Raw genomic sequence first — 23375 nt, forward strand, 5'->3', positions numbered from 1 at the left:
CTGTTAAGTGGCTGCTTTCGAGGATGGGCTTAACGGTGTTAAATTGTCAACATGGCAACGCGACTGGACCGGGCGCAGGTGGTGGACACCGCACTGCGGCTGCTGAACGACGTGGGCCTGGACGGGCTCACCCTGCGCCGCATCGCGAAGGAGCTGAACGTCCAGGCCCCGGCCCTGTACTGGCACTTCAAGAACAAGCAGGAACTGCTCGACGAGCTGGCCACCGAGATCTTCCGGCGGATGGCGGCCGAGTTCGCCGGCGGCCCGCCGGGCGGCCACGACGCGGCCTGGCAGGAGATGCTGGAGGTCAGCTGCCGCACGCTGCGCCGGACGCTGCTGGGCTACCGCGACGGCGGCAAGGTCTTCTCCGGCACCCGGATGACCGACGACAGCTACGCCGCGCCGATGGACGCCCTGCTGCGGGAGCTGACGGGGGCCGGGTTCACGCTGCGGGACGCGGCGTACGCCTGGTGGGCCGCGTACAACTTCACGATCGGCCTGGTCATCGAGGAGCAGTCGGTCTTCCCCGAGCCCGGAGCGCCGGAGCAGCGCTCGCCGGAGTCCAGGGACCCCGCATACGACCTCGGCGACCGCGAGCGCCGGCTGGGAGACCGGTATCCGCTCGCGGCCGCCGTGGGCCGGGAATTCTTCGGCAATTTCGACCGGGCCTTCGAGGCCGGTCTGCGCATCGTGATCGCGGGGATCGAGGCGACGGTACGACCCGACGCCTCGTGAGGCTCACCCCATGAGGGATCGTTTCAGCCGTGGGGTGAGGGGGCGTTCGACGAAGCGGTACAGGCACCAGGCCAGGGCGAGCATCAGCCCCGCGGTCAGCGGGAACGTCGCCGCGGCCGGCAGCCCGAGGTCGCGGTGCAGCCAGTGCACCACGACCCAGCCCAGGTGCTCGTGTATCAGGTAGAAGGGGTAGGTCAGGGCGCCGGCGACGGTCAGCCAGCGCCAGTTCGCCCACCGCAGCTTGCCCAGCGCCACGGCCGCTATCAGCAGGTAACCGAGGGTGACGACGGCGATGATGCCGAGCGAGGGGCGGTAGGAGAACGCGTCCGGCATGTCCGCCGGGTGCCAGAGCCGGGAGACCGCGTAGTGCTGGCCGAGCAGCCAGCTGACCGCCACGATCGCCCAGCCGGTGGTGTCGCGGGGGCCGTAACGGTGGATCAGGTAGAAGCCGATGCCGCCGATGAAGAACGGCGCGTACTCGGGCATGAGCGCGATGTCGAGGAACGAATTGTTCGCCGCCTCGGCGACCACGGAGGCCAGCGTCCAGCCCGCGCAGAACATCACCACCCGGCCGCGGGTGGCACCCGGCAGGACGACACAGAGCGCGAAGAGCGCGTAGAAGCGCAGCTCGGCCCAGAGCGTCCAGCACACGCCGAGCACCCGGTCCACGCCCAGCGGCATCTGCAGCATGGTGAGGTTGGTCAGCGCGTCGGTGGGGGAGACCGCCTCGTACGCCACCCAGGGGAGGGCGAAGACGGCGGTCACCAATATGACCGCCGCCCAGTACGCCGGGAAGAGGCGGGAGACGCGGCTCGCGAAGAACGCGCGGAGCGGCCGCCCCCAGCCGCTCATGCAGATCACGAAGCCGCTGATGACGAAGAAGATCTGCACGCCCAGGCAGCCGTACGCGAAGAAGCCCGAGGCGGTCGGGAACTGAGTGGCGGGCGAACTGCCCCAGGCGTCGCCGATCTCGCCGTCCCGGCCGCCGTAGTGGTAGGCGGCCACCATCAGGGCGGCGAGCAGGCGCAGTCCGTCCAGGGCGCGCAGCCGGGTGGGTCCGACGGCGCGCAGGGGCACGGGCGCTCCCGGCCGCCGGTGGGCGGGGAGCGTGGGGGGAGCCGGTGCGGTCGTCATCCGAACGCGGCCCGCTTCTTGAGCCGGCGCTGCACGGAACGGGCCCGCCGGGCGACCCGCCGTACGGTGGCGTTGCGCGGGATGAACGCCAGCTGGACCGGCACCCCGCCGGGCAGCGCCAGGGCGGTGAGGCGGCGGCGCTTGAAGTAGCGCCAGGTGCGGGTGTCCAGCCGGGTGGCGAGGTAGCGCTCGGCCGCCGGGCGCAGGTCCGGGTAGATCTGATGCTGCATCGCGTACCCGACCGCCTTGACCAGGCCGGTGAGTTCACGCGCCACCTCGCCCTCGGTGGGCGGCGTCCAGCGGGCCACCGCGGACGCGTCGGTCAGCGGCGGCAGCAGCGCGTCGACGATGGTGACCGGGACGCGGTTGCTGTTCTGGTACGGCGCCAGCCGCTCCAGCAGCAGGTCGGTGCCGATCCGGGCGGCGGGCAGGCCGTAGAACGCGGTGGCCGTCAGCAGCGCGGTGGAGAAGCAGCCGACGACGAGCGCGGGTTTCATGCGCTGGTACAGCACCTCGGCGAGCTGCGGCGTGTCCTCCACGGTCAGCTCGGCGCCGAGCCGCTCCGCCTCCTCCTCCAGCACCCGGGACCAGCGCGCGGGCGCGGTCGGGTGCGGCTTGAAGACGACCCGGCGGTGGCCCAGGTCCACGGCCCCGCGCAACATCTCGACGTGCAGCTCCTCCTCTTCCTCCGCGGTGAGGATGGAGAGCGCGGAGAGGTACTGGCCCAGCAGCAGGGCACCGCCCCCGTCCGGGACGGGCGCCGCCTCCGTACGCCGCTCCGCCTCCTCGGCCAGCTCCGCCAGCACCGCGAGGAACGGCTCGGTGGGCACGGTCTCGGCCGGCACCCCGAACTCGGTGAGCAGCAGCGGCTTCAGACCGGACACCAGGTCCAGGTGGAGCAGGCGCCGGATGCGGGTGCCGACCAGCGGGTCGAGCTTGGAGCGGGTCGGCCCGTAGCTCATCAGGCCGTCCGCGTAGACCTCGACCGGCGCGCCCTGGAAGATCTGGCACAGCGCGAGCGCCGGATTGACCTGGATGGACTCGACGATCAGCTCGACGGGGGCGTCGCCCAGCTCCCAGAGCAGCCGCAGATGGCGCTCCCACAGGGGCGCGTCGTCGGCGCGCGGGGCCCAGCCGCCGGGGTGGAACGGGGAGATCGTCTCGTTCCAGGACCGCACCTCGTCGAACCGCCCCCGCAGCCGTTCGAAGCCGGGCATCGCGTCCAGCGCCGGAGTCGTCTCGGGAATGGCGGCATTGTTGCTGACCAGCAGAATCCGGCGGCCGGCCGGTTCAAAACGGTCGGCGTCCAGGGCTGCGGCCAGAGTGGCGGCGCCGTACAGGGTGGACGCGAAGAAGATCTGCGTACGCGGCCCGGCGGACCGCGCGGAGAATCCGGCGGCGGACATCAGGCGGCCACCTCCACCGGGACCGGCTTGCGGCGCAGCCGACGGAGCCGGGAAGCGCGCTGTACATCCATGGAATCCAGAGCTTCCTTCAATACGTCCTGCGGCATTCGCTTCAATGCCGCGGCACTCATCGAACGCAATTTACGGGCGACCTGCGGTTCGAAACGGTCGATCGAACCGAGGTGGTGGGAAATGATGGCGCAATACGTCCGGACCGCCTTCGGCAGCAGTACCGCCGCGTCCCGGTCCTTCGCCGTCTCCTCGACGACCTGGTCGAACGCCCGGATGAAGTCCAGCTGGCGGACGTCGCCGATCTGGGTCAGTGACGAGGCCACGCCGCGCCGGTAGAAGACGCCCAGCATCCCGAGCACCGCCATCGACTGCGCCTCGCGGTGCAGCCGCCAGATCCAGGGGCGGTCCTCCGCGGTGCGCAGCCCGTGCCGGAAATGCAGCACGCCGTCGTCCAGCAGCCGCCGGTGGTACATCCCGGCCCAGGCGAACGCGTAGTCGACCGAGGTGGAGCGATCGGCGGGCAGGATCAGGTCGCGCGGGTCCATGACGACGTCGCGGCGGCCGTGCGGCACCCGGTGCACGGAGCGTGCCCGCGCGGTGCACTGCACGTGATCGGTGCGGACGAAATCGCAGCCCAGCGCCTCGATCGCGCCGAGCAGCTCCTGGTAGTAGTGGGGGGCGAGCCAGTCGTCCCCGTCCAGGAAGGCGATGTATTCGCCGCGGGCCGCGTCCAGGCCGGTGTTGCGGGCGGTGGCCAGGCCGCCGTTCTGCTCGTGCCGCAGCAGCCGGGCGCCCGGCAGTTCGCGCTCGGCGCGCTCCAGAATCTGCGGCGTCCCGTCGCGCGAGCAGTCGTCGACGAGAAGGAATTCGAAGTCGTCCCGCGCGTTGGCCGCGAGACTTCTCAGGGTGTCGGGCGCGTATGTCTGCACGTTGTAGAACGGCACGATGACGGAGAGCTTAACCACTCACGTGACGTTAGGTGCGGCTCCGGCATTCGTCTTTACCGCTTGCGTACGTCAGGGTGAACGAAGAATGGCGGAATGGTTAACCGCCCTTTCCGGCCTGCCGGTTCGCCGTTCGTCGATGTGCTGTTAACCCTTTGTTGCGGCTCAGTTGGCCCGCGAATCGAAATGCCTTCCTAGCGTCTTCGACGTGCCATCACGTACACCTTCCACGCCACGGGTCGCGGTCCTCGCCGACTCGGACACCCGGTGGAAGTGGGGCGCCCTCACGGCGCACCGCCTCCAGCCCGGCTGCCGGCTCGACGGCTTCCTGCTCCGCGGCCGTGCCACGCCCACCGTCCGGCAGCTCGACGAGGTCGGGGCCCGGGCGGACGCGCTGCGCGAGATCCGCGGGGTCGACTTCGTGCGGTCCGTCGACCGTACCGCCTATGACGTCGTGCTGCTGTCCTGCGTGGGCGGCGCGGTGCAGGCGATGCTGCACGGCCTGGCCCGCGCCTGGGAGGGCAGCGCCCGCCGCCCCGCCGTCGTCACCGGCTACGTCGGCGTGGTCTACGAAAAGCTCGCCGACGGGCTGCTGCTGCGGCACGGCGCCGACGTGGTGCTCGCCAACTCCCGGCACGACGCGGACCGCTTCCGCGCGGTCTACCGGGGCGTGAACGCCGACGACCGCGGCGTCGTGGAGTGCGCGCTGCCCTTCCTCGGCGGCGCCGCGCACGACGGCACGGACGAGGTGCGCACCGTCGTCTTCGCGGTCCAGCCCTCCGTGCCGGACAACCGCGACGACCGCGCGTACCTGCTGCGCCGCGCCGTGGAGCACGCCCGCCGGCATCCGGCGCGCGAGGTGCTCATCAAGCTCCGCAGCAAGCCGGGCGAGCACACCACGCACATCGAGGAGCTGCCGTACCAGAAGCTCGCGGCGAAGGTCCCCGGCGGACTGCCCGCCAACTGCCGCCTGGTCTACGGGAACATGGGCGAGGTCCTGGACCGCACCGACCTGATGGTCACGGTCTCCTCGACCGCCGCGCTGGAGTCCCTGCACCGCGGCGTCCCGACGGCGGTCCTCACCGACCTCGGCATCCGCGAGGCCCTCGGCAACCACCACTTCCTCGGCTCCGGCTGCCTGGCCTCCTGGGACGAGCTGGACGCCGGGTACCTGCCCGAGCCGGACCCGGAGTGGGTCGCGGCGCAGGGCGTGTGCGCCGAAGGGGCGTACGAGAAGGCGTTCGACGCGGCCCGTGCCCGCGTCACCGAGCTGTGCGACGCCGACGGGCTGCCGCCGCTCGCCCCGTACTACACACCCCGCACGGCCCCCGGCTACCTGCCCGGCCTCCTCGCCCGGCACGGCCTGGACCCCAAGGGCGACCCGCTGCCCGGCTACGAGGCCGGCGCGGCGGAGCCGACCGGACTGCGCCGGGTGGCCCGCGACACCGTCCGCGAGGCGGCCCGCGGCGCCTACCGGCACGGCGTCCAGCGCGTCGCCCCCGCCATCCGCCGCTGGGGGCAGCTGTGACCTTCCCCTCGACCGGCCTCCGGAAGGAGCCCGACATGCCGCCGACCGACCGGCCCACCGTCATCGCCGTCATCCCCGCCAGAGGCGGATCCAAGGGCGTCCCCGCCAAGAACCTCGCCGCCGTCGGCGGCGTGCCGCTGGTGGCCCGCGCGGTGCGCGAGTGCCTGGCGGCCCGCCTGATCACCGACGTCGTGGTCTCCACCGACGACGACGCGATCGCGGCCGCCGCGGGCGGCGCGGGCGCGGTGATCGTCCGCCGGCCCGGCGCCATCGCCGGCGACACCGCCACCAGCGAGGCCGCCGTCCTGCACGCCATGGACGCGTACGAGACCGAGCACGGCACCGCCGTCGACGCGGTCCTCCTCGTCCAGTGCACCAGCCCCTTCATCGTCCGCGAGGACATCGACGGGGTGGCCGCCGCCGTCGTCGAGCAGGGCGCCGACTCCGCGCTGACCGTCGCCCCCTTCCACGGCTTCGTGTGGCGCGACGCGGCCGACGACGCCTCCTCCGGGATCGGCGCCGGCCGGGACGCGCGCACCGCGGACGGGCCGGACGCACAGGTGGCCACCGTCGCCACGACCGAGGGCGGCTACGGCGTCAACCACGACAAATCCTTCCGGCCGCGCCGCCAGGACCGCCCCCAGGACCTCCTGGAGACCGGCGCCGCCTACGCCATGGACGCGGCCGGCTTCCGCACCGCGAACCACCGGTTCTTCGGCCGTACCGAGCTGGTGCGCACCGACCCGGCCCGCGTGCTGGAGGTCGACGACCCGCACGACCTGGCCCGAGCCCGCGCCCTCGCCCCGCTGCTCGATGCTCCCCCAAGCACTTCGTGCAGGGGGTACCCCCACTCTTCGGCACTGCCGACGCTGGACGACGTGGACGCGGTCGTACTCGACTTCGACGGCACCCAGACCGACGACCGGGTGCTGATCGACTCCGAAGGACGGGAATTCGTCTCCGTGCACCGCGGCGACGGTCTCGGCATCGGCGCCCTGCGCAAGTCGGAGCAGCTGAAGCTGCTCATCCTGTCCACGGAACAGAACCCGGTCGTCGCCGCGCGGGCCCGGAAACTCCAGATCCCGGTCCTGCACGGCATCGACCGCAAGGACCTCGCGCTCAAGCAGTGGTGCGAGGACCAGGGCATCGCGCCCGAGCGCGTGCTCTACGTCGGCAACGACGCCAACGACCTCCCGTGCTTCGGCCTCGTCGGCTGGCCCGTGGCGGTCGCGAGCGCCCACGACGTCGTACGCGGCGCGGCCCGCGCCGTCACCTCGACTCCCGGGGGCAGCGGGGCGATCCGTGAGATCGCCTCCTGGCTCCTCGGCCCGTCTCTCTGAGGCGTCCCGTCCCGGAACCGACCCGGACACACCCGCCGGACCCGCTCCGGAACAACCGTCCCCGTCTCTCCGAGAGACACCCGACAACGAAGGAACTCTCCACCATGACCAGCAACAACCGCCTCCGCACCCTCGGCAACCGGATCGCCGGCCCCGGCCACCCCGTCTACGTCACCGGTGAGATCGGCATCAACCACAACGGAGACCTGGAGAACGCCTTCGCGCTCATCGACGCCGCCGCCGACGCCGGCTGCGACGCGGTGAAGTTCCAGAAGCGCACCCCCGAGATCTGCACCCCCCGCGATCAGTGGGACATCGAGCGCGACACCCCCTGGGGCCGGATGACCTACATCGACTACCGCCACCGCGTGGAGTTCGACGAGGACGGCTACCGCGCCATCGACGACTACTGCAAGAAGCGCAACATCCAGTGGTTCGCCTCCCCCTGGGACGTGGAGTCCGTCGCCTTCCTGGAGAAGTTCGACGTGCCCTGCTACAAGGTCGCCTCCGCCTCGCTGACCGACGACGAGCTGCTGAAGGCCATGCGCGCCACCGGCCGTACGGTCATCCTCTCCACCGGCATGTCCACCCCGAAGCAGATCCGCCACGCGGTCGAGGTCCTGGGCAGCGACAACATCCTGCTCTGCCACGCCACCAGCACCTACCCGGCCAAGGCCGAGGAGCTGAACCTGCGGATGATCAACACCCTGCAGGACGAGTACCCGAACGTCCCGATCGGCTACTCCGGCCACGAGACCGGCCTGCAGACCACCCTCGCCGCCGTCGCCCTCGGCGCCACCTTCGTCGAGCGCCACATCACCCTCGACCGCGCCATGTGGGGCTCGGACCAGGCCGCCTCCGTCGAGCCGCAGGGCCTGACCCGGCTGGTCCGCGACATCCGCACCATCGAGGAGTCCCTCGGTGACGGCGTCAAGAAGGTCTACGAGAGCGAGCTCGGCCCGATGAAGAAGCTCCGCCGCGTCACGGGCGTCGTCGCCGAGGCCGAGGCCGCCGACCGCGAGCCCGTCTCGGTCTGAGCAGAAAGCGCGACGACACCGTGAGCGCAGCAGACGGGGCCCGGGGCCCTGTCCCCGAGGCCGGGCGTGGGGGCCCGGCCCAGGAGGCGGCGGAAGGCCCTGACTCCCGCAGGTCCGCCCGCCGCACGCGGAAGGGGGAGCCCCGGCAGCACTCGGACGCCACCGGGGCCACCCTCGCCTTCGTCGAGAGCCCCGTGCAGCTGCTCAACGTCCTGGAATGGGCGTACCTGCACCAGGCGACGCAGGCCGGCGAGCTCACCGTCGTCGTGCTCTCCCCGCACGACCCGATGACCCGCGGCCAGCTGCGCCGGATGGCGGAGCTGGCCCGGGACGAGCACTGCACGGTCCGCTGGGAGGAGGCGCGCGGCGGCGCTGCCGCCCCCCTGCGGACCATCGGGGGACTCACCCCGCTGCTGCGCCGCGCCCGCCGCATCGTCATCGGCGACCCGTTCTCGCGCTACGTCCAGCTGCTGCTGACGCTCACCCGGGCGCGGGACCTGGTCGTCGTCGACGACGGCACCGCCACCATGGAGTTCATCTCCCAGCTCGCGCGGGGCGAGCAGCTGGTGCGCTGGCACCGCAGCGGCGGCGGCCGCAGCCCGCGCGACCTGGTCTTCGCGCCGTTCTCCGCGGCGGCGCGCCGCCGGCTCACGCCCGTGCCCGACAGCGACCGCCGCACCGTCGGCGTTTTCTCCTCGATGCCCGTCGAACCCCCGCCGGGCGTCACCGTCACCGCCAACGAGTTCGCCTGGACCCGGGCCCGCTTCGGCCCGCCCCGGCTCACCCGCGGCACCGACATCGTGGGCACCTCCCTGGTCGAGACGGGCGTCGTCGACCCGGACCACTACCTCGCCGCCGTCCGCGCCCTGGCCCGTACGCACGGCGCCACCCGCTACTTCGCGCACCGCAGGGAGAGCGCCGAGAAGCTGCACGCGCTGGCGGCTGCCACCGGCCTGGAGATCGTCCGGCCCGACCTGCCGCTCGAACTGATCGCCCGGCGCGGGCCCATAGGACGGACGATCCTCAGCTTCCCGTCCACCGTGGTGCACACCCTGCCGCTCGCGCTGGTCGGCACCGGGGTCAAGGTCGCGGTCTGCGACGTGGACCCCGCCTGGCTCACCACCAAGGCCTCGCCGCGCGCCCAGGGTTTCCTCTCCGGCGTCACCGGAACCGCCCGTGACGTGCAGCGACTCACCTTCGCCGGGTCCTGCTGAGGGGGGCGTGCACCGCGCCGGTCCCCAAGATCGGGGTTTGGGATTCGCCAGTACGTGAAACCCTACGTCATACCCCCTTGATGACCTGTCCATGCGCCGGGCGGCCTAGATTGTCTTCCCCTAACGGGCTGAACTTTTGTTGATCGACGGACAGTTGCCCCGCCCGGCACCGTAACCTTCAGCGGGTGAACCAACTGATGTCCCGCGGACCCGAAGCCGATGCCAGCCCCGCACGGGGAACCCTGCCCGGAGCGCTCACCGAGGAGTTGCGCGCCGAACTCATCGCCTTCCGGCGGGACTTGCACATGCACCCGGAGCTCGGAAACCAGGAGTTCCGCACCACCGCCGCACTCAAGGCGCGACTGGAGAAGGCTGGCCTGGCCCCCCGCGTCCTGGACACCGGTACCGGTCTGATCTGCGACATCGGCCGGGAACCGGGTACGACACCGGACGCCGACCGTCCCATGCTCGCGCTGCGGGCCGACATCGACGCGCTGCCCATCCCGGACACCAAGACCGTCGACTACCGCTCGACGGTCCCCGACCGCGCCCACGCCTGCGGCCACGACGTGCACACCACCGTCGTGCTCGGCGCCGGCCTCGTCCTCGCCGACCTCGCGGCCCGCGGCCTGCTGCCCGGCCCGGTGCGGCTGCTGTTCCAGCCCGCGGAGGAGGTGCTGCCCGGCGGCGCCACCGACGCCATCGACTCCGGAGTGCTGGAGGGCGTCGGCCGCATTCTCGCCGTGCACTGCGACCCCAAGGTCGACGTGGGCCGGATCGGGCTGCGCACCGGCCCGATCACCTCCGCCTGCGACCGGCTGGAGGTCGCGCTGGAGGGCCCCGGCGGCCACACCGCGCGGCCGCACCTGACCACCGACCTGGTCACCGCGGCGGCGCGGGTCGCGGTCGACGTGCCCGCGCTGATCGCCCGCCGGGTCGACGCCCGGGCCGGCCTCGCCGTGACCTGGGGCCGCCTGGAGACCGGCCACGCGTGCAACGTCATCCCGCAGCGCGCCGAGCTGTCCGGCACCGTCCGCTGCCTGGACCTGGAGGCCTGGCGGCAGGCCCCGGACCTGGTGTACTCCGCGATCGACGAGGTCGCCACGCTGCACCGCGCCAAGTCCCAGATCACGTACGTGCGCGGGGTGCCGCCGGTGGTCAACGAGCCGCTCACCACGCAGCTGCTGCAGAACGCCATGACGGCCCGGCGCGGCCCGGATTCGGTCGAGGACACCGAGCAGTCCCTCGGCGGCGAGGACTTCTCCTGGTACCTGGAGAAGGTGCCCGGCGCGATGGCCCGGCTGGGCGTGAAGCCGGTCGGCGACCCCGTCGGACGCGACCTGCACCAGGGCGACTTCGACGTCGACGAGGAGGCGGTCCGGGTGGGCGTGGAACTGTTCACAGCCGCCGCGCTGCTCGACCGCAACGCGCTGTAGACCCAGCCGTAGGACCCGCTTCGCGACGATCCGATAACGGCTTCCAGACACCCCTTTCTCTGGCATCTACGCGCGTTACGATGCGGCGGAATCAGCGCCGTAGGAGGCGCTACGAGTCGAAGGGGACCCCTCGTGCGCCGGGTAACCAAGATCGCTGCCGCGGGCATAGCCTCCGCGGCTCTCGCTCTCTCGCTCACCGCCTGTGGCGAATCCTCCACCGAGGCCGCCGGCAAGGACAAGGGCGTCGGCCTCGCGTTCGACGTCGGCGGCCGGGACGACCACTCGTTCAACGAGGCGGCGGCCCGCGGCACCGACAAGGCCGAGAAGGAGCTGGGCGTGAAGTCCAAGCTCATGACCGCCAAGAACGGCGAGACCGAGGCCGACCGCGAGCAGCGGCTCACCTCCCTCGCCGAGGCCGGCTTCAACCCCGTCATCGGTGTCGGCTTCAACTACGGCAACTCCATCAACAAGGTCGCGGAGAAGTTCCCGAAGACCACCTTCGCCGTGGTGGACGCGCCGTCCACCGCCAAGAACGTCTACGGCATCAACTTCACCGAGAACGAGGGCTCCTACCTCGCCGGCGTGGCCGCGGCGCTGAAGACCAAGACCAAGAAGGTCGGCTTCATCGGCGGTGTGAACAACGCGCTGATCCAGAAGTTCCAGGCCGGCTTCGAGCAGGGCGTCAAGGACACCGACCCCAAGGTCAAGGTCACGGCGCAGTACCTCTACGCCAACGACGACAAGGGCTTCAACGACCCGGCCGCCGCCAAGGGCAAGGCCAAGGGCATGCTCGACAGCAACAACGACGTCATCTACACCGCGGCGGGCCAGTCCGGCGCCGGTTCGATCGAGATGGTCGCCGGCACGAAGGGCGCCTGGGCCATCGGCGTGGACTCCGACCAGTACGCGCAGCCGGGCCTGGCCAAGTACAAGGACCACATCCTCACTTCCGTGGTGAAGAACGTCGACGTCGCGGTCTACGACGTGATCAAGAGCGTCGAGGACGGCAAGCCGCTGACCGGCACCGCGCACCTCACGCTCAAGCAGCAGGGCGTCAAGCTGGCCACCTCCGGCGGCTTCATCGACGACATCAAGGGCAAGCTCGACGAGGCGCAGAAGAAGATCGTCAAGGGAGACGTCAAGGTCTCCGAGACGCCCGCCAAGTAAGAGCCAGCCAAGGGCTCCACGAGCCCGGTACGGGGGCGGGGCCGTCCCGGCCGCCCCGCCCCCGCTCCTTCTCTCCGAGGAGAGTGCGCCATCACAGCGTCCAGCAGCCCTCCGGCGGAGCGGGCCCCCGCAGCGGCCCCCGCCGTCGAACTCCGCGGCATCACCAAGCGGTTCCCCGGCGTCGTCGCCAACCACGACATCGACATCACTGTCCGGCGCGGCACCGTGCACGCCCTGGTCGGCGAGAACGGTGCGGGCAAGTCCACCCTGATGAAGATCCTCTACGGCATGCAGAAGCCGGACGAGGGCACCATCACGACCGACGGCGAGCAGGTCTCCTTCGCGAGCCCCGCCGACGCCATCGCCCGCGGCATCGGCATGGTGCACCAGCACTTCATGCTCGCCGACAACCTCACCGTCCTGGAGAACATCGTCCTGGGCGCCGAGAAGCTGCACGGCATCGGCGCGGCGGCCCGCGCGGCCGTCCTGGCCGTCTCCGACCGGTACGGGCTGAACGTACGGCCCGACGTACTGGTCGAGGACCTGGGCGTCGCCGACCGGCAGCGCGTGGAGATCCTCAAGGTCCTCTACCGCGGCGCCCGGACGCTCATCCTCGACGAGCCGACGGCGGTGCTGGTCCCGCAGGAGGTCGACGCACTCTTCGACAACCTGCGCGAACTGAAGGCCGAGGGCCTGACGGTCATCTTCATCTCGCACAAGCTGGGCGAGGTCCTCTCCGTCGCCGACGACATCACCGTCATCCGGCGCGGCACGACCGTCGCCTCCGTGGCGCCGGCCGGGACCACCCCCAAGCAGCTCGCCGAGCTGATGGTCGGCAGCGAACTGCCCTCGCCGGAGACCCGCGAGTCCACCGTCACCGACACCCCGATGCTGACGGTCGACGGGCTGCAGCTGAGCGCCACCGACCCCGACGGCGTCGTGCGCGCCGTCCTGGACGGCATCGGCTTCACCATCCACAAGGGCGAGGTCCTGGGCGTCGCCGGCGTGGAGGGCAACGGCCAGGCCGAGCTGGTCGAGGCCATCATGGGCATGCGCGACCCGGACGGCGGCACCATCACGCTGGACGGCGCGGACATCAGCCACGCGCCCACCCGCAAGCGGCGCGAGGACGGCATCGGCTACGTCCCCGAGGACCGGCACCGGCACGGCCTGCTGCTGGAGGCCCCGCTCTGGGAGAACCGCATCCTCGGCCACGTCACCGAGAAGCCCAACTCCAAGGGCCGGCTGCTGGATCTCAAGGCGGCCCGCACCGACACCGAGCGGATTGTCGCCGAGTACGACGTCCGCACCCCCGGCATCGAGGTCACCGCGGCCTCCCTCTCCGGCGGCAACCAGCAGAAGCTGATCGTCGGCCGCGAGATGAGCCACCACCCCAAGCTGCTGATCGCGGCGCACCCCACGCGCGGCGTGGACGTCGGCGCGCAGGCACAGATCTGGGACCAGATCCGCGCGGCCCGGCGCGAGGGCCTGGCCGTGCTGCTGATCTCCGCGGACCTGGACGAGCTGATCGGCCTGTCCGACACCCTGCGGGTGATGTACCGGGGCCGGCTGGTCGCGGACGCCGATCCCGCCACCGTCACCCCCGAGGAGTTGGGCTCGGCCATGACCGGCGCCGCCAGCGGCCACCTGGAGCACGTCGAGGACGCGGAAGGGGGCGAGGGGGAGTGAAGAAGATCGACCGTACGAAGCTGACCCTGGGCATCGCCGCGCCGGCGCTCGCCATCGTCGCCGCCCTGCTCATCACCTCGGTGATCATCCTGGCCACCGGCAAGGACCCGCTCCACGCCTACACCGTGATGGTGGACTTCGGCTCCAAGAGCGACAGCCAGGTCTGGATCATCAACAAGGCGGTGCCGTACTACCTCTCCGCGCTGGCCGTGGCCATCGGCTTCCGGATGAACCTCTTCAACATCGGCGTGGACGGCCAGTACCGCATCGCGGCCTTCTTCGCCGCGGTCGTCGGCGGCGCGCTCACCCTCCCCGGCTTCCTCCAGATCCCGCTGATCATCATCGTGGCGATGCTGGTCGGCTCGGCCTGGGCGGGCATCGCGGGCGTACTGAAGACCACCCGCGGGGTCAGCGAGGTCATCACGACCATCATGCTGAACTCCATCGCGGCCGCCGTGATCGGCTACTTCCTCCAGGACGGCCGGCTCGCGGTGAAGGACGGCAACCTCTTCCACACCCCGGACCTGCCGGCCTCCAGCCACTTCTTCACCATCCCGACCCAGCCCGACCCGCTCGACGGCTTCCTCGTCGTCGCGGCGATCGCCGGCGTCGCGTACTGGTTCGTCCTCGGCCGCACCCGCTTCGGGTTCGACCTGCGGACCGTCGGCCAGTCGGAGTCCGCCGCGCAGGCCGGCGGCGTCAGCGTGAAGCGCATGGTCGTCACGTCCATGCTGCTCTCCGGTGCGGCGGCCGGTCTGATCGGCATGCCGACGCTGCTCGGCGTCTCGTACAACTACGGCACCGACTTCCCCGTCGGCATCGGCTTCACCGGCATCGCCATCGCGCTGCTCGGCCGCAACCACCCCCTCGGCATGGCCGCCGGCGCGCTGCTGTGGGGCTTCCTGGAACGCACCGGCACCCAGCTGGAGTTCGAGGACTACGAGCAGGAGATCGTCGGCGTGATGCAGGGCGTCATCGTCCTGTGCGTGGTCATCGCCTACGAGGTCGTACGCCGCTACGGCCTGCGGATCCAGCAGCGCAGGGTCGGCGAGGAACTCGCCGCGCAGGCCCGCAAGACCGACAAGGCGGAGGTGTCCGCGTGAGCCAGAACCTCACGGCCCCGGTCGCGAAGGACCCCGGCGGCAAGGGCGGCAAGCTCACCGCGGCCCGCGCGAAGCTGACCTACCCCAAGGTCCTGCTGATCCTCGCGGGCGCCCTCGTCCTGCTCTCCCTGCTCCGCGTCGTCACCGGCGCCACCGACCTCACCGGGTCGGGCCAGTACACGGCAGCGCTCAACGCCGCCGTGCCGATCGGCCTCGCGGGCCTCGGCGGCCTGTGGGCCGAGCGCTCCGGCGTCATCAACATCGGCCTCGAAGGCATGATGATGCTCGGCGCGTTCTCGGCCGGCTGGGTCGGCTGGGAGTACGGGCCCTGGGCGGCGGCGCTGGCCGGCGTCATCGGCGGCGCGCTCGGCGGCCTGATCCACGCGATCGCCACCGTCACCTTCGGCGTCGACCACATCATCTCCGGCGTGGCCGTCAACATCATGGCCCTGGGCCTCACCCAGTTCCTGGCCAAGCTGTGGTTCGGCGCGGAGGGCAGCGCGGCGGCGCAGGCGGGCGGCAACGACAAGCAGTCCCCGCCGATGGACGACATGCCGACCTTCACGGTGCCGGGACTCTCGGACTGGCTGCTCTCCATCGAGAAGCACCACTGGTTCCTCGTCTCCGACCTGGCCGGCATCCTCGGCTCGCTGGTCACCCACGTCTCCTGGCTCACCGTGCTGGCCGCGGTAGTCTTCGCCGCCAGCTTCTTCGTCCTGTGGCGCTCGTCCTTCGGACTGCGGCTGCGGTCCTGCGGCGAGAGCCCGGTCGCGGCCGAGTCGCTGGGCGTCAACGTCTACACGTACAAGTACGCGGCGGTGCTGGTCTCCGGCGCGCTGGCGGGCCTCGGCGGCGCGTTCCTCGCCATCTACGTGCACATCTACCAGGACGGCCAGACCGGTGGCCGCGGCTACATCGGCCTCGCCACCATGATCTTCGGCAACTGGCGGCCCGGCGGCGTCGCCATGGGCGCGGGCCTCTTCGGCTTCATGGACGCCTTCCAGCTGCGCGGCGGCGGCGAGACGGTGCACGCGCTGCTGCTCCTGCTCGCGGTGCTGCTGGTCGGCCTGGCGATCTGGAAGCTGCGCGGCGGCCACCGTGTCCAGGGCATCGTCAGCATCGTCGTCGCCGTCCTGCTCGCCCTCTGGTACGCCACGACCGACACGGTCCCGCTGGAAATCGTCTCCGTGGCGCCGTACATCGCTACGCTGCTGGTCCTGTCGCTGGCCGCCCAGCGACTGCGGGCACCGAAAGCCATCGGCAAGGCGTACCGAAGGGGTCAGGGCAAGTGACCGACGCACCGCGCAGGACCGGGGCACCGCGCGCGACCGGCGCGCGCCGAGGGGGCCGGGACACGTGACCGACGCTCCCGACTGGGAGAAGCTGCGCGAGCGGGCCCGGGACGCGATGTCCCGGGCCTACGCGCCCTACTCCGGCTACCCCGTCGGTGCGGCGGCCCTCGTGGACGACGGCCGCACCGTCACCGGCTGCAACGTGGAGAACGCCTCGTACGGCCTCGGCCTGTGCGCCGAATGCGGCCTGGTCTCCGAGCTGTTCGCCACCGGCGGCGGCCGGCTCACCGCGTTCGCGTGCGTGGACCGGTACGGCAAGGTCCTGATCCCCTGCGGCCGCTGCCGCCAGCTGCTGTTCGAGCACGGGGGTCCGGACCTGCTGGTCGACACCGAGGCCGGGATCCGGCCGTTGAACGACCTGCTTCCGGACGCGTTCGGGCCGGAACACCTGACCCGCTGAACCGTTCCCCGCACCCTTTCTATGCGTGTAGACATAGGGGAGCACCCGTGGAAAGGAACGCTCGATGGACGCCATCTCCGTCATCCGCGCCAAGCGCGACCGCGCCGAACTGACCGACGACCAGATCGACTGGATCATCGACGCGTACACCCGCGGCGAGGTCGCCCACGAGCAGATGTCGTCCCTCGCCATGGCGATCCTCCTCAACGGCATGAACCGCAAGGAGATCGCCCGCTGGACCGCCGCGATGATCAACAGCGGTGAGCGGATGGACTTCTCCTCCCTCGCCCGCCCCACCGCCGACAAGCATTCCACCGGCGGCGTCGGCGACAAGATCACCCTCCCGCTGGCCCCGCTGGTCGCCGCCTGCGGCGCCGCCGTGCCCCAGCTCTCCGGCCGCGGCCTCGGCCACACCGGCGGCACCCTGGACAAGCTGGAGGCCATCCCCGGCTGGCGCGCCGACCTCACCAACGACGAGCTGCTCGCCATCCTCGGCGACGTCGGCTCCGTCATCTGCGCGGCGGGCGCGGGCCTCGCTCCCGCCGACAAGAAGCTCTACGCGCTCCGCGACGTCACCGGCACCGTCGAGGCGATCCCCCTGATCGCCTCCTCCATCATGTCCAAGAAGATCGCCGAGGGCACCGGCTCCCTGGTCCTGGACGTCAAGGTCGGCTCCGGCGCCTTCATGAAGAACCTCGACGACGCCCGCGAACTCGCCTCCACGATGGTCGAACTCGGCACCGACCACGGCGTACGCACCTCCGCGCTGCTCACCAACATGGCCACCCCCCTCGGCCTGACCGCGGGCAACGCCCTGGAGGTACGCGAATCCGTCGAGGTCCTGGCCGGCGGCGGCCCGGCCGACGTCGTCGAACTGACCCTCGCGCTCGCCCGCGAGATGCTCACCGCGGCCGGCCTCCCCGACGCCGACCCGGCCAAGGCCCTCGCCGACGGCTCCGCGATGGACCACTGGCGCCGCATGATCCAGGCACAGGGCGGCGACCCCGACGCGCCCCTCCCGGTCGCCCGCGAGCAGCACGTCGTGAACGCCGCCACCTCCGGCGTCCTCACCACCCTCGACGCCTACGCCGTGGGCCTGGCCGCCTGGCGCCTCGGCGCGGGGCGCGCCCGCAAGGAGGACCCGGTACAGGCCGGCGCCGGCGTCGAACTCCACGCCAAGCCCGGCGACGAGGTGCGCGCCGGCGAGCCCCTGCTCACCCTGCACACCGACACCCCGGAGAAGTTCGCCGCCGCCATCGAGGCCCTCGACGGCGGCGTACTGATCGCCCCGCCCGGCACGGACTTCGTCCCGGACCCGATCGTCCTGGACCGCATCGCGTAACGCTCCCCGCGCCGCAGCACGGCGGGCGTGCCCCACGAGGGTGCGCCCGCCGCGCGCTTCCCGCCCGCCGGTGTTCTCCTGGCCGCATGGCCAAAAAGAACCAGCACAGCGGGAAGAGCGGACGGAAGAGCCAGGACGGCCTCGGCATGGGCGACAAGGTCACCTGGAAGTCCCACGGCGGCGAGGCCGTGGGCAAGGTGGAGAAGAAGATCACCCACCGCACCGAGGAAGCCGGCCGCACGGTCGACGCCTCCCCGGACGACCCCCAGTACAAGGTCCGCAGCGAGAAGTCCGGCGGATCGGCCGTCCACAAGCCGGAAGCCCTGAAGAAGAAGGGCACGTAACGCGCCGTGGCGAAAGACGACGACGACCGCGACGCGACCTGGCGCGACTTCCGGGACGCGGTGAACATGACCCCGTCCGAGCTGGAGAAATGGCTCACGACGGACGAGTCCCAGGACGCCGGGCAGCACAAGGGCGGCGGCGAGTCCGTCGGCCACGAGTCCGGCCGGAAGATCGTCGCCATCCTCCGGACGAACCGCGCCGACCACTCCGACGCCGACCACGCCCACATGCGCAAGGTCACCGGCTACGTCCACCGCCACGCGGCCCAGCGCCCCAAGGGCGACATCAAGGACTCGACCTGGCGCCACTCCCTGATGAACTGGGGCCACGACCCGCTCAAGAGCTGACGTCCGCCGGTGGACCGCAACGGACGAAGGGGCCGTCCCCGCCAGGACAGGTGGCGGGGACGGCCCCTTCGGGCTTTGGATCCGCGCTACGCGGCCTTCTGCATCTGCAGTACTCGCTGTTCCGCGACCGCCTTGCGCGTGGCGTACAGGGTGACCGCCGCCGCCACGACCATCGCCAGCAGGCCGAGGGCGACCGTGGCCGCCCAGCCGCCGGCGTGGAACGCCACCGCGCCGAGCGCACCGCCCGCGCTGGAGCCGATGTAGTACGCGCTCTGGTACAGCGCCGACGCCTGCGCACGGGCCGTCTTCGCCGTACGGCTGACCGCCGAGGACGCCACCGCGTGGCCCGCGAAGAAGCCGGCGGTGATCAGGACCAGGCCGAGGACCACCAGGATCAGCACGTCCGCCAGCGACAGCAGCAGGCCCGCCGCCGTCGTGCCGACGGCCAGGTACAGCGCCCCGCGCCGCCCCGTCCGGCCGACCAGGCGGCCGGCCGCGGCCGAGGAGACCGTGCCGACGAGGTAGACCAGGAAGACCGAGCCCGCGATGCCCTGCGGCAGCGAGAACGGCTCGCCGACGAGGCGGTACCCGATCACCGTGTAGACCGCGCCGAAGACCGTCATGAAGAGCGCGCCGATGGCGTACAGACGGCAGAGCAGCGGGTCGGAGAGGTGCCCCAGGATGGTCCTGCCGAGCGCCTTGGGGCCGACCGCCTTCGGGACGAAGTGCCGCGCCTTCGGCACCATCAGCCGGAAGACCACCGCGCAGATCACGGCCATCGCGCCGACCGCGGCCAGCGCCGCGCGCCAGCCCCAGGCCTGGGCGACCCAGCCGGTCACGATCCGGCCCGACATGCCGCCGATGCTGTTGCCCGCGACGAACAGCCCCACCGCGGCGACCAGCGCCTTGGCCCGTACCTCCTCGGCCAGGAAGGCCATCGCCGAGGCCGGCACGCCGGCCAGCGCCACGCCCTGGACGGCGCGCAGGGCGATCAGTACGCCGAGCGAGGGCGCGAACGGCACCAGCATCGCCACCACGGCGGCGACGCTCAGCGACACCGTCATCATCGTGCGGCGGCCGAACCGCTCCGAACAGGCGCTCAGCGGCAGCACCGCGAGGGCCAGACCGAAGGTCGCCGCGGACACGGTCCAGCTGGCCTGGTCCGGCGTCACCCCGAGGTCGTCGGAGATGGCGGGCAGCAGCGCCTGCGTGGAGTAGAGGAGGGCGAAGGTCGAGATGCCGGACGCGAAGAGCGCGAAGCTCATCCGGCGGTAGCCGGGGCCCCCGGGCCGCAACTTGCCGGCCTCGGGGTCGGCAGCGGTCGCGGCGGAATCGACGGTGGTGGACGACTGGGCAGAGGCGTCCGCGCGGGTGGTGGCGGACGCCCTGGTATCAGCGGAGGGCATGACCCGAACGTACGACCGTCACAGTTCATGCGTCCAATGCATCGAAACGCCATAATCGATTCCATGCCGCATGATCACAGCTCACAGCGTCCTCTGTTGCAGCTCCGCAACAGAAAAGACACCCCGGATTCGTCCTGGGCGGCGGTGCTGGCACCTCGCCTCGCCCAGTTCGAGGCGGTGGCCCGGCACGAGCACGTGACCCGCGCCGCCTACGAGCTGGGCATGCCGCAGCCGACCCTCAGCCGCGCCGTCGTCCGCCTGGAGGAGGAGCTGGGCGTCGCGCTCTTCGCCCGGCACGGCCGCACCCTGTCCCTCAGCCCGGCGGGCCGCGCCTTCCTCGCCTCCGTGGAGCGCGCGCTGAGCGACATCGAGCGCGCCGCCGAGTCCGTACGCGCCGACGCCGACCCGGCCGCCGGGAAGGTCGCCTTCGGCTTCCTGCACACCCTCGGCTCCGAGACCGTACCGGGCCTGCTGCGCACCTTCCGCGCCGACCACCCCAAGGTCCGCTTCCAGCTCGTGCAGACCTACGGCGAGGCGATGCTCGACCGGCTCCGCGCCGGCGACCTCGACCTCTGCCTGACCTCCCCGGTCCCCGACGCGCCCGAGCTGGTCGCCCGCCGCCTGGACGAGCAGAAGCTCCGCCTGGTCGTGCCCGACGACCACCCGCTCGCCGTCCGCAAGCGCATCCGGCTCGCCGAGGCCGCCGACGAACTGTTCGTCACCCTCGAACCCGGCTTCGGACTGCGCCGCATCACCGACGCCCTGTGCGCCGAGGCCGGCTTCACCCCGAAGGTCGCCTTCGAGGGCGAGGAGGCCGAGACGCTCCGCGGCCTGGTCGCGGCCGGCCTCGGCGTCGCCCTCCTCCCGCCCCCGCCGGTCCCGCGCCCCGGCGTCGTCGAACTGACCGTCACCGCGCCCCGCGCCGTCCGCGAGATCGGCGTCGCCTGGCTCGACGGCCACGTGGACACACCCCCGGTGGCGGCCTTCAAGAAATTCCTGCTGAGCCGCCGGGGGCAACTGCTGAACTGAGGGCGGGGGAGGGGGCCGAGGAGCGGGCGGCTCGCCTGTTTCCTGGCAGGGCCCCTCCCTCTCCCCGCAAGGGGGAAGCCCCCGGGAGCCCGGTGACGGGGCCCCTCCCCCACCTCCGCCACACTCCTCCCGAAGCTACCGGCACCCACTGACAGTCCGGCTCGGGCGGCTCAGCCCGGGCCCCCGTCGGCTCAGCCCCGCCCGGGCGGCTCAGCCCGGCCCGAGGTGCTCATCTCCCCAGCGTCGCCCCAAAACCCGCCGCCAGGGGCATTCGCAGGCCCAGTGGTGGGGGTGCGGCCATGGCGTCCTGGACGGGGCGGGAGTAGCCGCGGTGGAAGAGGGAGCCGAGGACGAAGTCGGTGGTGAGGGAGCGGAGTTCGGCGCGGTGCTGGTGCAGTCCGTGGCCGTCGGAGTGGACCTCGAAGCGGCAGGTGTCGCGGTTGATCTTCTTGGCGCGCTCGGCGTAGCGGAAGGAGAGGTCGGGGGCGATGCGCGCGTCGTTGGTGCCGTGCACCAGCAGGACGCGGCGGCCCACCAGTTGCTTCACGGGGTCGGCCGGCGCTGCGGCCGGGAGCCAGGGGGCGATGCCCAGGACGGAGTTGACCGCCGGGTGGCCGGCGGCGAGCAGCGCGGCCCGGGCGCCCGTGCCCGTACCGACCAGGCAGACCGGGACGTCGCCGTACCGCCTGACGATCTCGGTCACCGCCCACTCCGCGTCCGCCGCCGGGTGGGCCGCCTCGCCGTTCCAGCCGCGGCAGCGGAAGTGCAGGACATGGGTGGTCAGCCCGTGTCCGCGGCCGGCCCGCGCCAGCGCCGTCGCCAGTGAGCGCGCGGCCAGCGCGGCCGCCGGCGAGATCCGCGCGGTGCTCGTCTCGCAGCCCTCGGGCAGTAATACGGCGACCGCGTTCACCGCGCCGTCCGCCGTCCCCGTACCCGTCCCCGAGCCCAGTCGTTTCCCCAGCCGGGCCGTGCGCCCGGACACCGATCGGCCATCCATGGGCAGAACGATGGCAGAACGGGGGTCGGTGGCCCACCCCGTGTACGGGTCACTGTTCCGTATCGGTGCTGGACGGCGGTGCGGTGGCGGTGCCCGCGGCCGTACGGCAGTCGTACGGGCGTGCCGGGGGAGTCCGTACGGGGCGGCCGGGACGGGTGGGAGACGCGGCCGGATCGCTAGTGCGTTCTACGCGCGTAGGGGCTACAGTGCGGCAATGACGAGCGAGACCACCAACCTCCCGACCGCAGAGCAGATCCGCCGCGCGCCGAAGGTGCTCCTCCACGATCACCTCGACGGCGGTCTGCGCCCCGCCACGATCGTCGACCTCGCCCGCGAGACCGGGTACGACGGCCTTCCCGAGACGGACCCGGAAAAGCTCGGCATCTGGTTCCGCGAGGCCGCCGACTCCGGCTCGCTGGAGCGCTACCTGGAGACCTTCGCGCACACCTGCGCCGTCATGCAGACCCGCGACGCGCTGGCCAGGGTGGCCGCGGAGTGCGCCGAGGACCTGGCCGCCGACGGTGTCGTCTACGCCGAGGTCCGGTACGCCCCCGAGCAGCACCTGGAGAAGGGGCTGAGCCTCGAAGAGGTCGTCGAGGCGGTCAACGAGGGCTTCCGGGAGGGCGAACGGCGGGCGCGCGCCAACGGCCACCGCATCCGCGTCGGCGCGCTGCTCACCGCGATGCGGCACGCGGCCCGCGCCCTGGAGATCGCCGAACTGGCCAACCGCTACCGCGACCTGGGCGTCGTCGGCTTCGACATCGCGGGTGCCGAGGCGGGCTACCCGCCCACCCGCCACCTGGACGCGTTCGAGTACCTCAAGCGCGAGAACAACCACTTCACGATCCACGCGGGCGAGGCGTTCGGACTGCCGTCGATCTGGCAGGCGCTCCAGTGGTGCGGCGCCGACCGGCTCGGCCACGGCGTGCGGATCATCGACGACATCCAGTCCCCCAAGGACTCCGACAAGCTCCGTCCAGGGGGTGCCCCCATCGACATCGGTGAGGTGAAGCTGGGGCGGCTGGCCTCGTACGTGCGGGACAAGCGCATCCCGCTGGAGATGTGCCCGACCTCGAACCTCCAGACGGGGGCGGCCACTTCCTACGCCGAGCACCCGATCGGGCTGCTGCGCCGGCTGCAGTTCCGGCTGACCGTGAACACCGACAACCGCCTGATGTCCGGTACGAGCATGTCGCGCGAATTCGAGCACCTGGTGGAGACGTTCCGGTACACGTTCGACGACATGCAGTGGTTCACCGTCAATGGAATGAAGAGCGCCTTCCTTCCTTTTGATGAACGTCTGGCCATGATCAACGACGTGATCAAGCCCGGTTACGCCGAACTGAAGTCGGAATGGCTCTTCCCGAAGGGGCGCGCGGACTCGGCGTGAGCAGGGCATCCTGACGCTCGGT

General features: G+C 71.7%; 21 protein-coding genes. 16 read left to right on the forward strand and 5 right to left on the reverse strand.

Annotated features, from left to right (window positions below):
- The first annotated feature begins 51 nt into the window (after positions 1-51).
- The gene (locus ABZ840_RS16555) at positions 52-735 is read left to right on the forward strand and encodes a TetR/AcrR family transcriptional regulator C-terminal domain-containing protein (protein ID WP_361559767.1); all 684 of its coding nucleotides are present in this window, start codon (positions 52-54) and stop codon (positions 733-735) included.
- Positions 736-738: 3 nt separating this feature from the next.
- On the opposite strand, the gene ABZ840_RS16560 is transcribed toward ABZ840_RS16555, so the two are convergent.
- From ABZ840_RS16560 to ABZ840_RS16570, 3 genes are read right to left on the reverse strand one after another with little or no spacing between them, the layout of a single operon-like run.
- Positions 739-1869, reverse strand: coding sequence for an acyltransferase (locus tag ABZ840_RS16560; RefSeq protein ID WP_361559770.1), 1131 nt, complete (start codon positions 1867-1869; stop codon positions 739-741).
- Positions 1866-3275 carry a polysialyltransferase family glycosyltransferase gene (locus ABZ840_RS16565; RefSeq protein ID WP_361559773.1) on the reverse strand — a complete coding sequence of 470 codons (1410 nt, stop codon included), beginning with the start codon at positions 3273-3275 and terminating at the stop codon, positions 1866-1868. Before ABZ840_RS16565 ends, ABZ840_RS16560 begins: the two co-directional genes overlap by 4 nt.
- A complete protein-coding gene (locus tag ABZ840_RS16570) occupies positions 3275-4252 on the reverse strand; it encodes a glycosyltransferase family 2 protein (protein ID WP_361559776.1) in 978 nt (325 codons plus the stop codon). The genes ABZ840_RS16565 and ABZ840_RS16570 overlap by 1 nt, the downstream gene beginning before the upstream one ends.
- A 187-nt stretch (positions 4253-4439) precedes the next feature.
- Here ABZ840_RS16570 and ABZ840_RS16575 point away from each other — a divergent pair, with 187 nt between their 5' ends.
- The 13 genes from ABZ840_RS16575 (at position 4440) to ABZ840_RS16635 (ending at position 18531) form a co-directional block, all read left to right on the forward strand.
- Positions 4440-5759: a DUF6716 putative glycosyltransferase gene (locus ABZ840_RS16575; protein ID WP_361559779.1), complete on the forward strand. Its 1320-nt coding sequence runs from the start codon at positions 4440-4442 to the stop codon at positions 5757-5759.
- 35 nt (positions 5760-5794) lie between these two features.
- Positions 5795-7099: an acylneuraminate cytidylyltransferase gene (locus tag ABZ840_RS16580; RefSeq protein ID WP_361559782.1), complete on the forward strand. Its 1305-nt coding sequence runs from the start codon at positions 5795-5797 to the stop codon at positions 7097-7099.
- 104 nt (positions 7100-7203) lie between these two features.
- Positions 7204-8136 carry an N-acetylneuraminate synthase family protein gene (locus tag ABZ840_RS16585; protein ID WP_361559785.1) on the forward strand — a complete coding sequence of 311 codons (933 nt, stop codon included), beginning with the start codon at positions 7204-7206 and terminating at the stop codon, positions 8134-8136.
- Between the two features lie 20 nt (positions 8137-8156).
- The gene (locus ABZ840_RS16590) at positions 8157-9350 is read left to right on the forward strand and encodes a hypothetical protein (RefSeq protein WP_361559788.1); all 1194 of its coding nucleotides are present in this window, start codon (positions 8157-8159) and stop codon (positions 9348-9350) included.
- A gap of 197 nt (positions 9351-9547) precedes the next feature.
- Positions 9548-10786: an amidohydrolase gene (locus ABZ840_RS16595; RefSeq protein WP_361559937.1), complete on the forward strand. Its 1239-nt coding sequence runs from the start codon at positions 9548-9550 to the stop codon at positions 10784-10786.
- Positions 10787-10918: 132 nt separating this feature from the next.
- Positions 10919-11953, forward strand: a complete 1035-nt coding sequence (locus tag ABZ840_RS16600) for a BMP family ABC transporter substrate-binding protein (RefSeq protein ID WP_361559791.1) — start codon at positions 10919-10921, stop codon at positions 11951-11953.
- A gap of 90 nt (positions 11954-12043) precedes the next feature.
- Positions 12044-13642: an ABC transporter ATP-binding protein gene (locus ABZ840_RS16605; protein WP_361559940.1), complete on the forward strand. Its 1599-nt coding sequence runs from the start codon at positions 12044-12046 to the stop codon at positions 13640-13642.
- Positions 13639-14745, forward strand: coding sequence for an ABC transporter permease (locus tag ABZ840_RS16610; RefSeq protein ID WP_361559794.1), 1107 nt, complete (start codon positions 13639-13641; stop codon positions 14743-14745). Before ABZ840_RS16605 ends, ABZ840_RS16610 begins: the two co-directional genes overlap by 4 nt.
- A gap of 74 nt (positions 14746-14819) precedes the next feature.
- Positions 14820-16037: an ABC transporter permease gene (locus tag ABZ840_RS16615; RefSeq protein ID WP_361559943.1), complete on the forward strand. Its 1218-nt coding sequence runs from the start codon at positions 14820-14822 to the stop codon at positions 16035-16037.
- A gap of 115 nt (positions 16038-16152) precedes the next feature.
- Complete coding sequence (locus ABZ840_RS16620) at positions 16153-16497, forward strand: cytidine deaminase (RefSeq protein WP_361559946.1); 345 nt, start codon at positions 16153-16155, stop codon at positions 16495-16497.
- A 64-nt stretch (positions 16498-16561) separates the two neighbouring features.
- Positions 16562-17839: a thymidine phosphorylase gene (locus ABZ840_RS16625; RefSeq protein ID WP_361559797.1), complete on the forward strand. Its 1278-nt coding sequence runs from the start codon at positions 16562-16564 to the stop codon at positions 17837-17839.
- Between the two features lie 146 nt (positions 17840-17985).
- Positions 17986-18183: a DUF2945 domain-containing protein gene (locus ABZ840_RS16630; protein ID WP_361559949.1), complete on the forward strand. Its 198-nt coding sequence runs from the start codon at positions 17986-17988 to the stop codon at positions 18181-18183.
- Between the two features lie 6 nt (positions 18184-18189).
- Positions 18190-18531, forward strand: a complete 342-nt coding sequence (locus ABZ840_RS16635) for a DUF3140 domain-containing protein (RefSeq protein WP_361559800.1) — start codon at positions 18190-18192, stop codon at positions 18529-18531.
- Positions 18532-18617: 86 nt separating this feature from the next.
- Here the strand turns inward: ABZ840_RS16635 and ABZ840_RS16640 are convergent, their stop codons facing one another.
- Positions 18618-19937, reverse strand: a complete 1320-nt coding sequence (locus ABZ840_RS16640; RefSeq protein WP_361559803.1) for an MFS transporter — start codon at positions 19935-19937, stop codon at positions 18618-18620.
- 36 nt (positions 19938-19973) lie between these two features.
- Here ABZ840_RS16640 and ABZ840_RS16645 point away from each other — a divergent pair, with 36 nt between their 5' ends.
- Entirely contained in the window at positions 19974-20966 is a 993-nt protein-coding gene (locus tag ABZ840_RS16645) for a LysR substrate-binding domain-containing protein (RefSeq protein WP_361559806.1), read from the forward strand.
- A gap of 229 nt (positions 20967-21195) precedes the next feature.
- Here ABZ840_RS16645 and ABZ840_RS16650 read toward each other — a convergent pair whose 3' ends face one another.
- Entirely contained in the window at positions 21196-21963 is a 768-nt protein-coding gene (locus ABZ840_RS16650) for an alpha/beta hydrolase (protein ID WP_361559809.1), read from the reverse strand.
- A 214-nt stretch (positions 21964-22177) separates the two neighbouring features.
- Between ABZ840_RS16650 and ABZ840_RS16655 the strand changes: the two genes are divergently transcribed.
- Complete coding sequence (locus tag ABZ840_RS16655; RefSeq protein WP_361559812.1) at positions 22178-23353, forward strand: adenosine deaminase; 1176 nt, start codon at positions 22178-22180, stop codon at positions 23351-23353.
- The last annotated feature ends 22 nt before the right edge of the window (positions 23354-23375 follow it).

The sequence above is a fragment of the Streptomyces sp. NPDC047117 genome (genome assembly GCF_040643545.1).
Classification (GTDB): Bacteria; Actinomycetota; Actinomycetes; order Streptomycetales; family Streptomycetaceae; genus Streptomyces.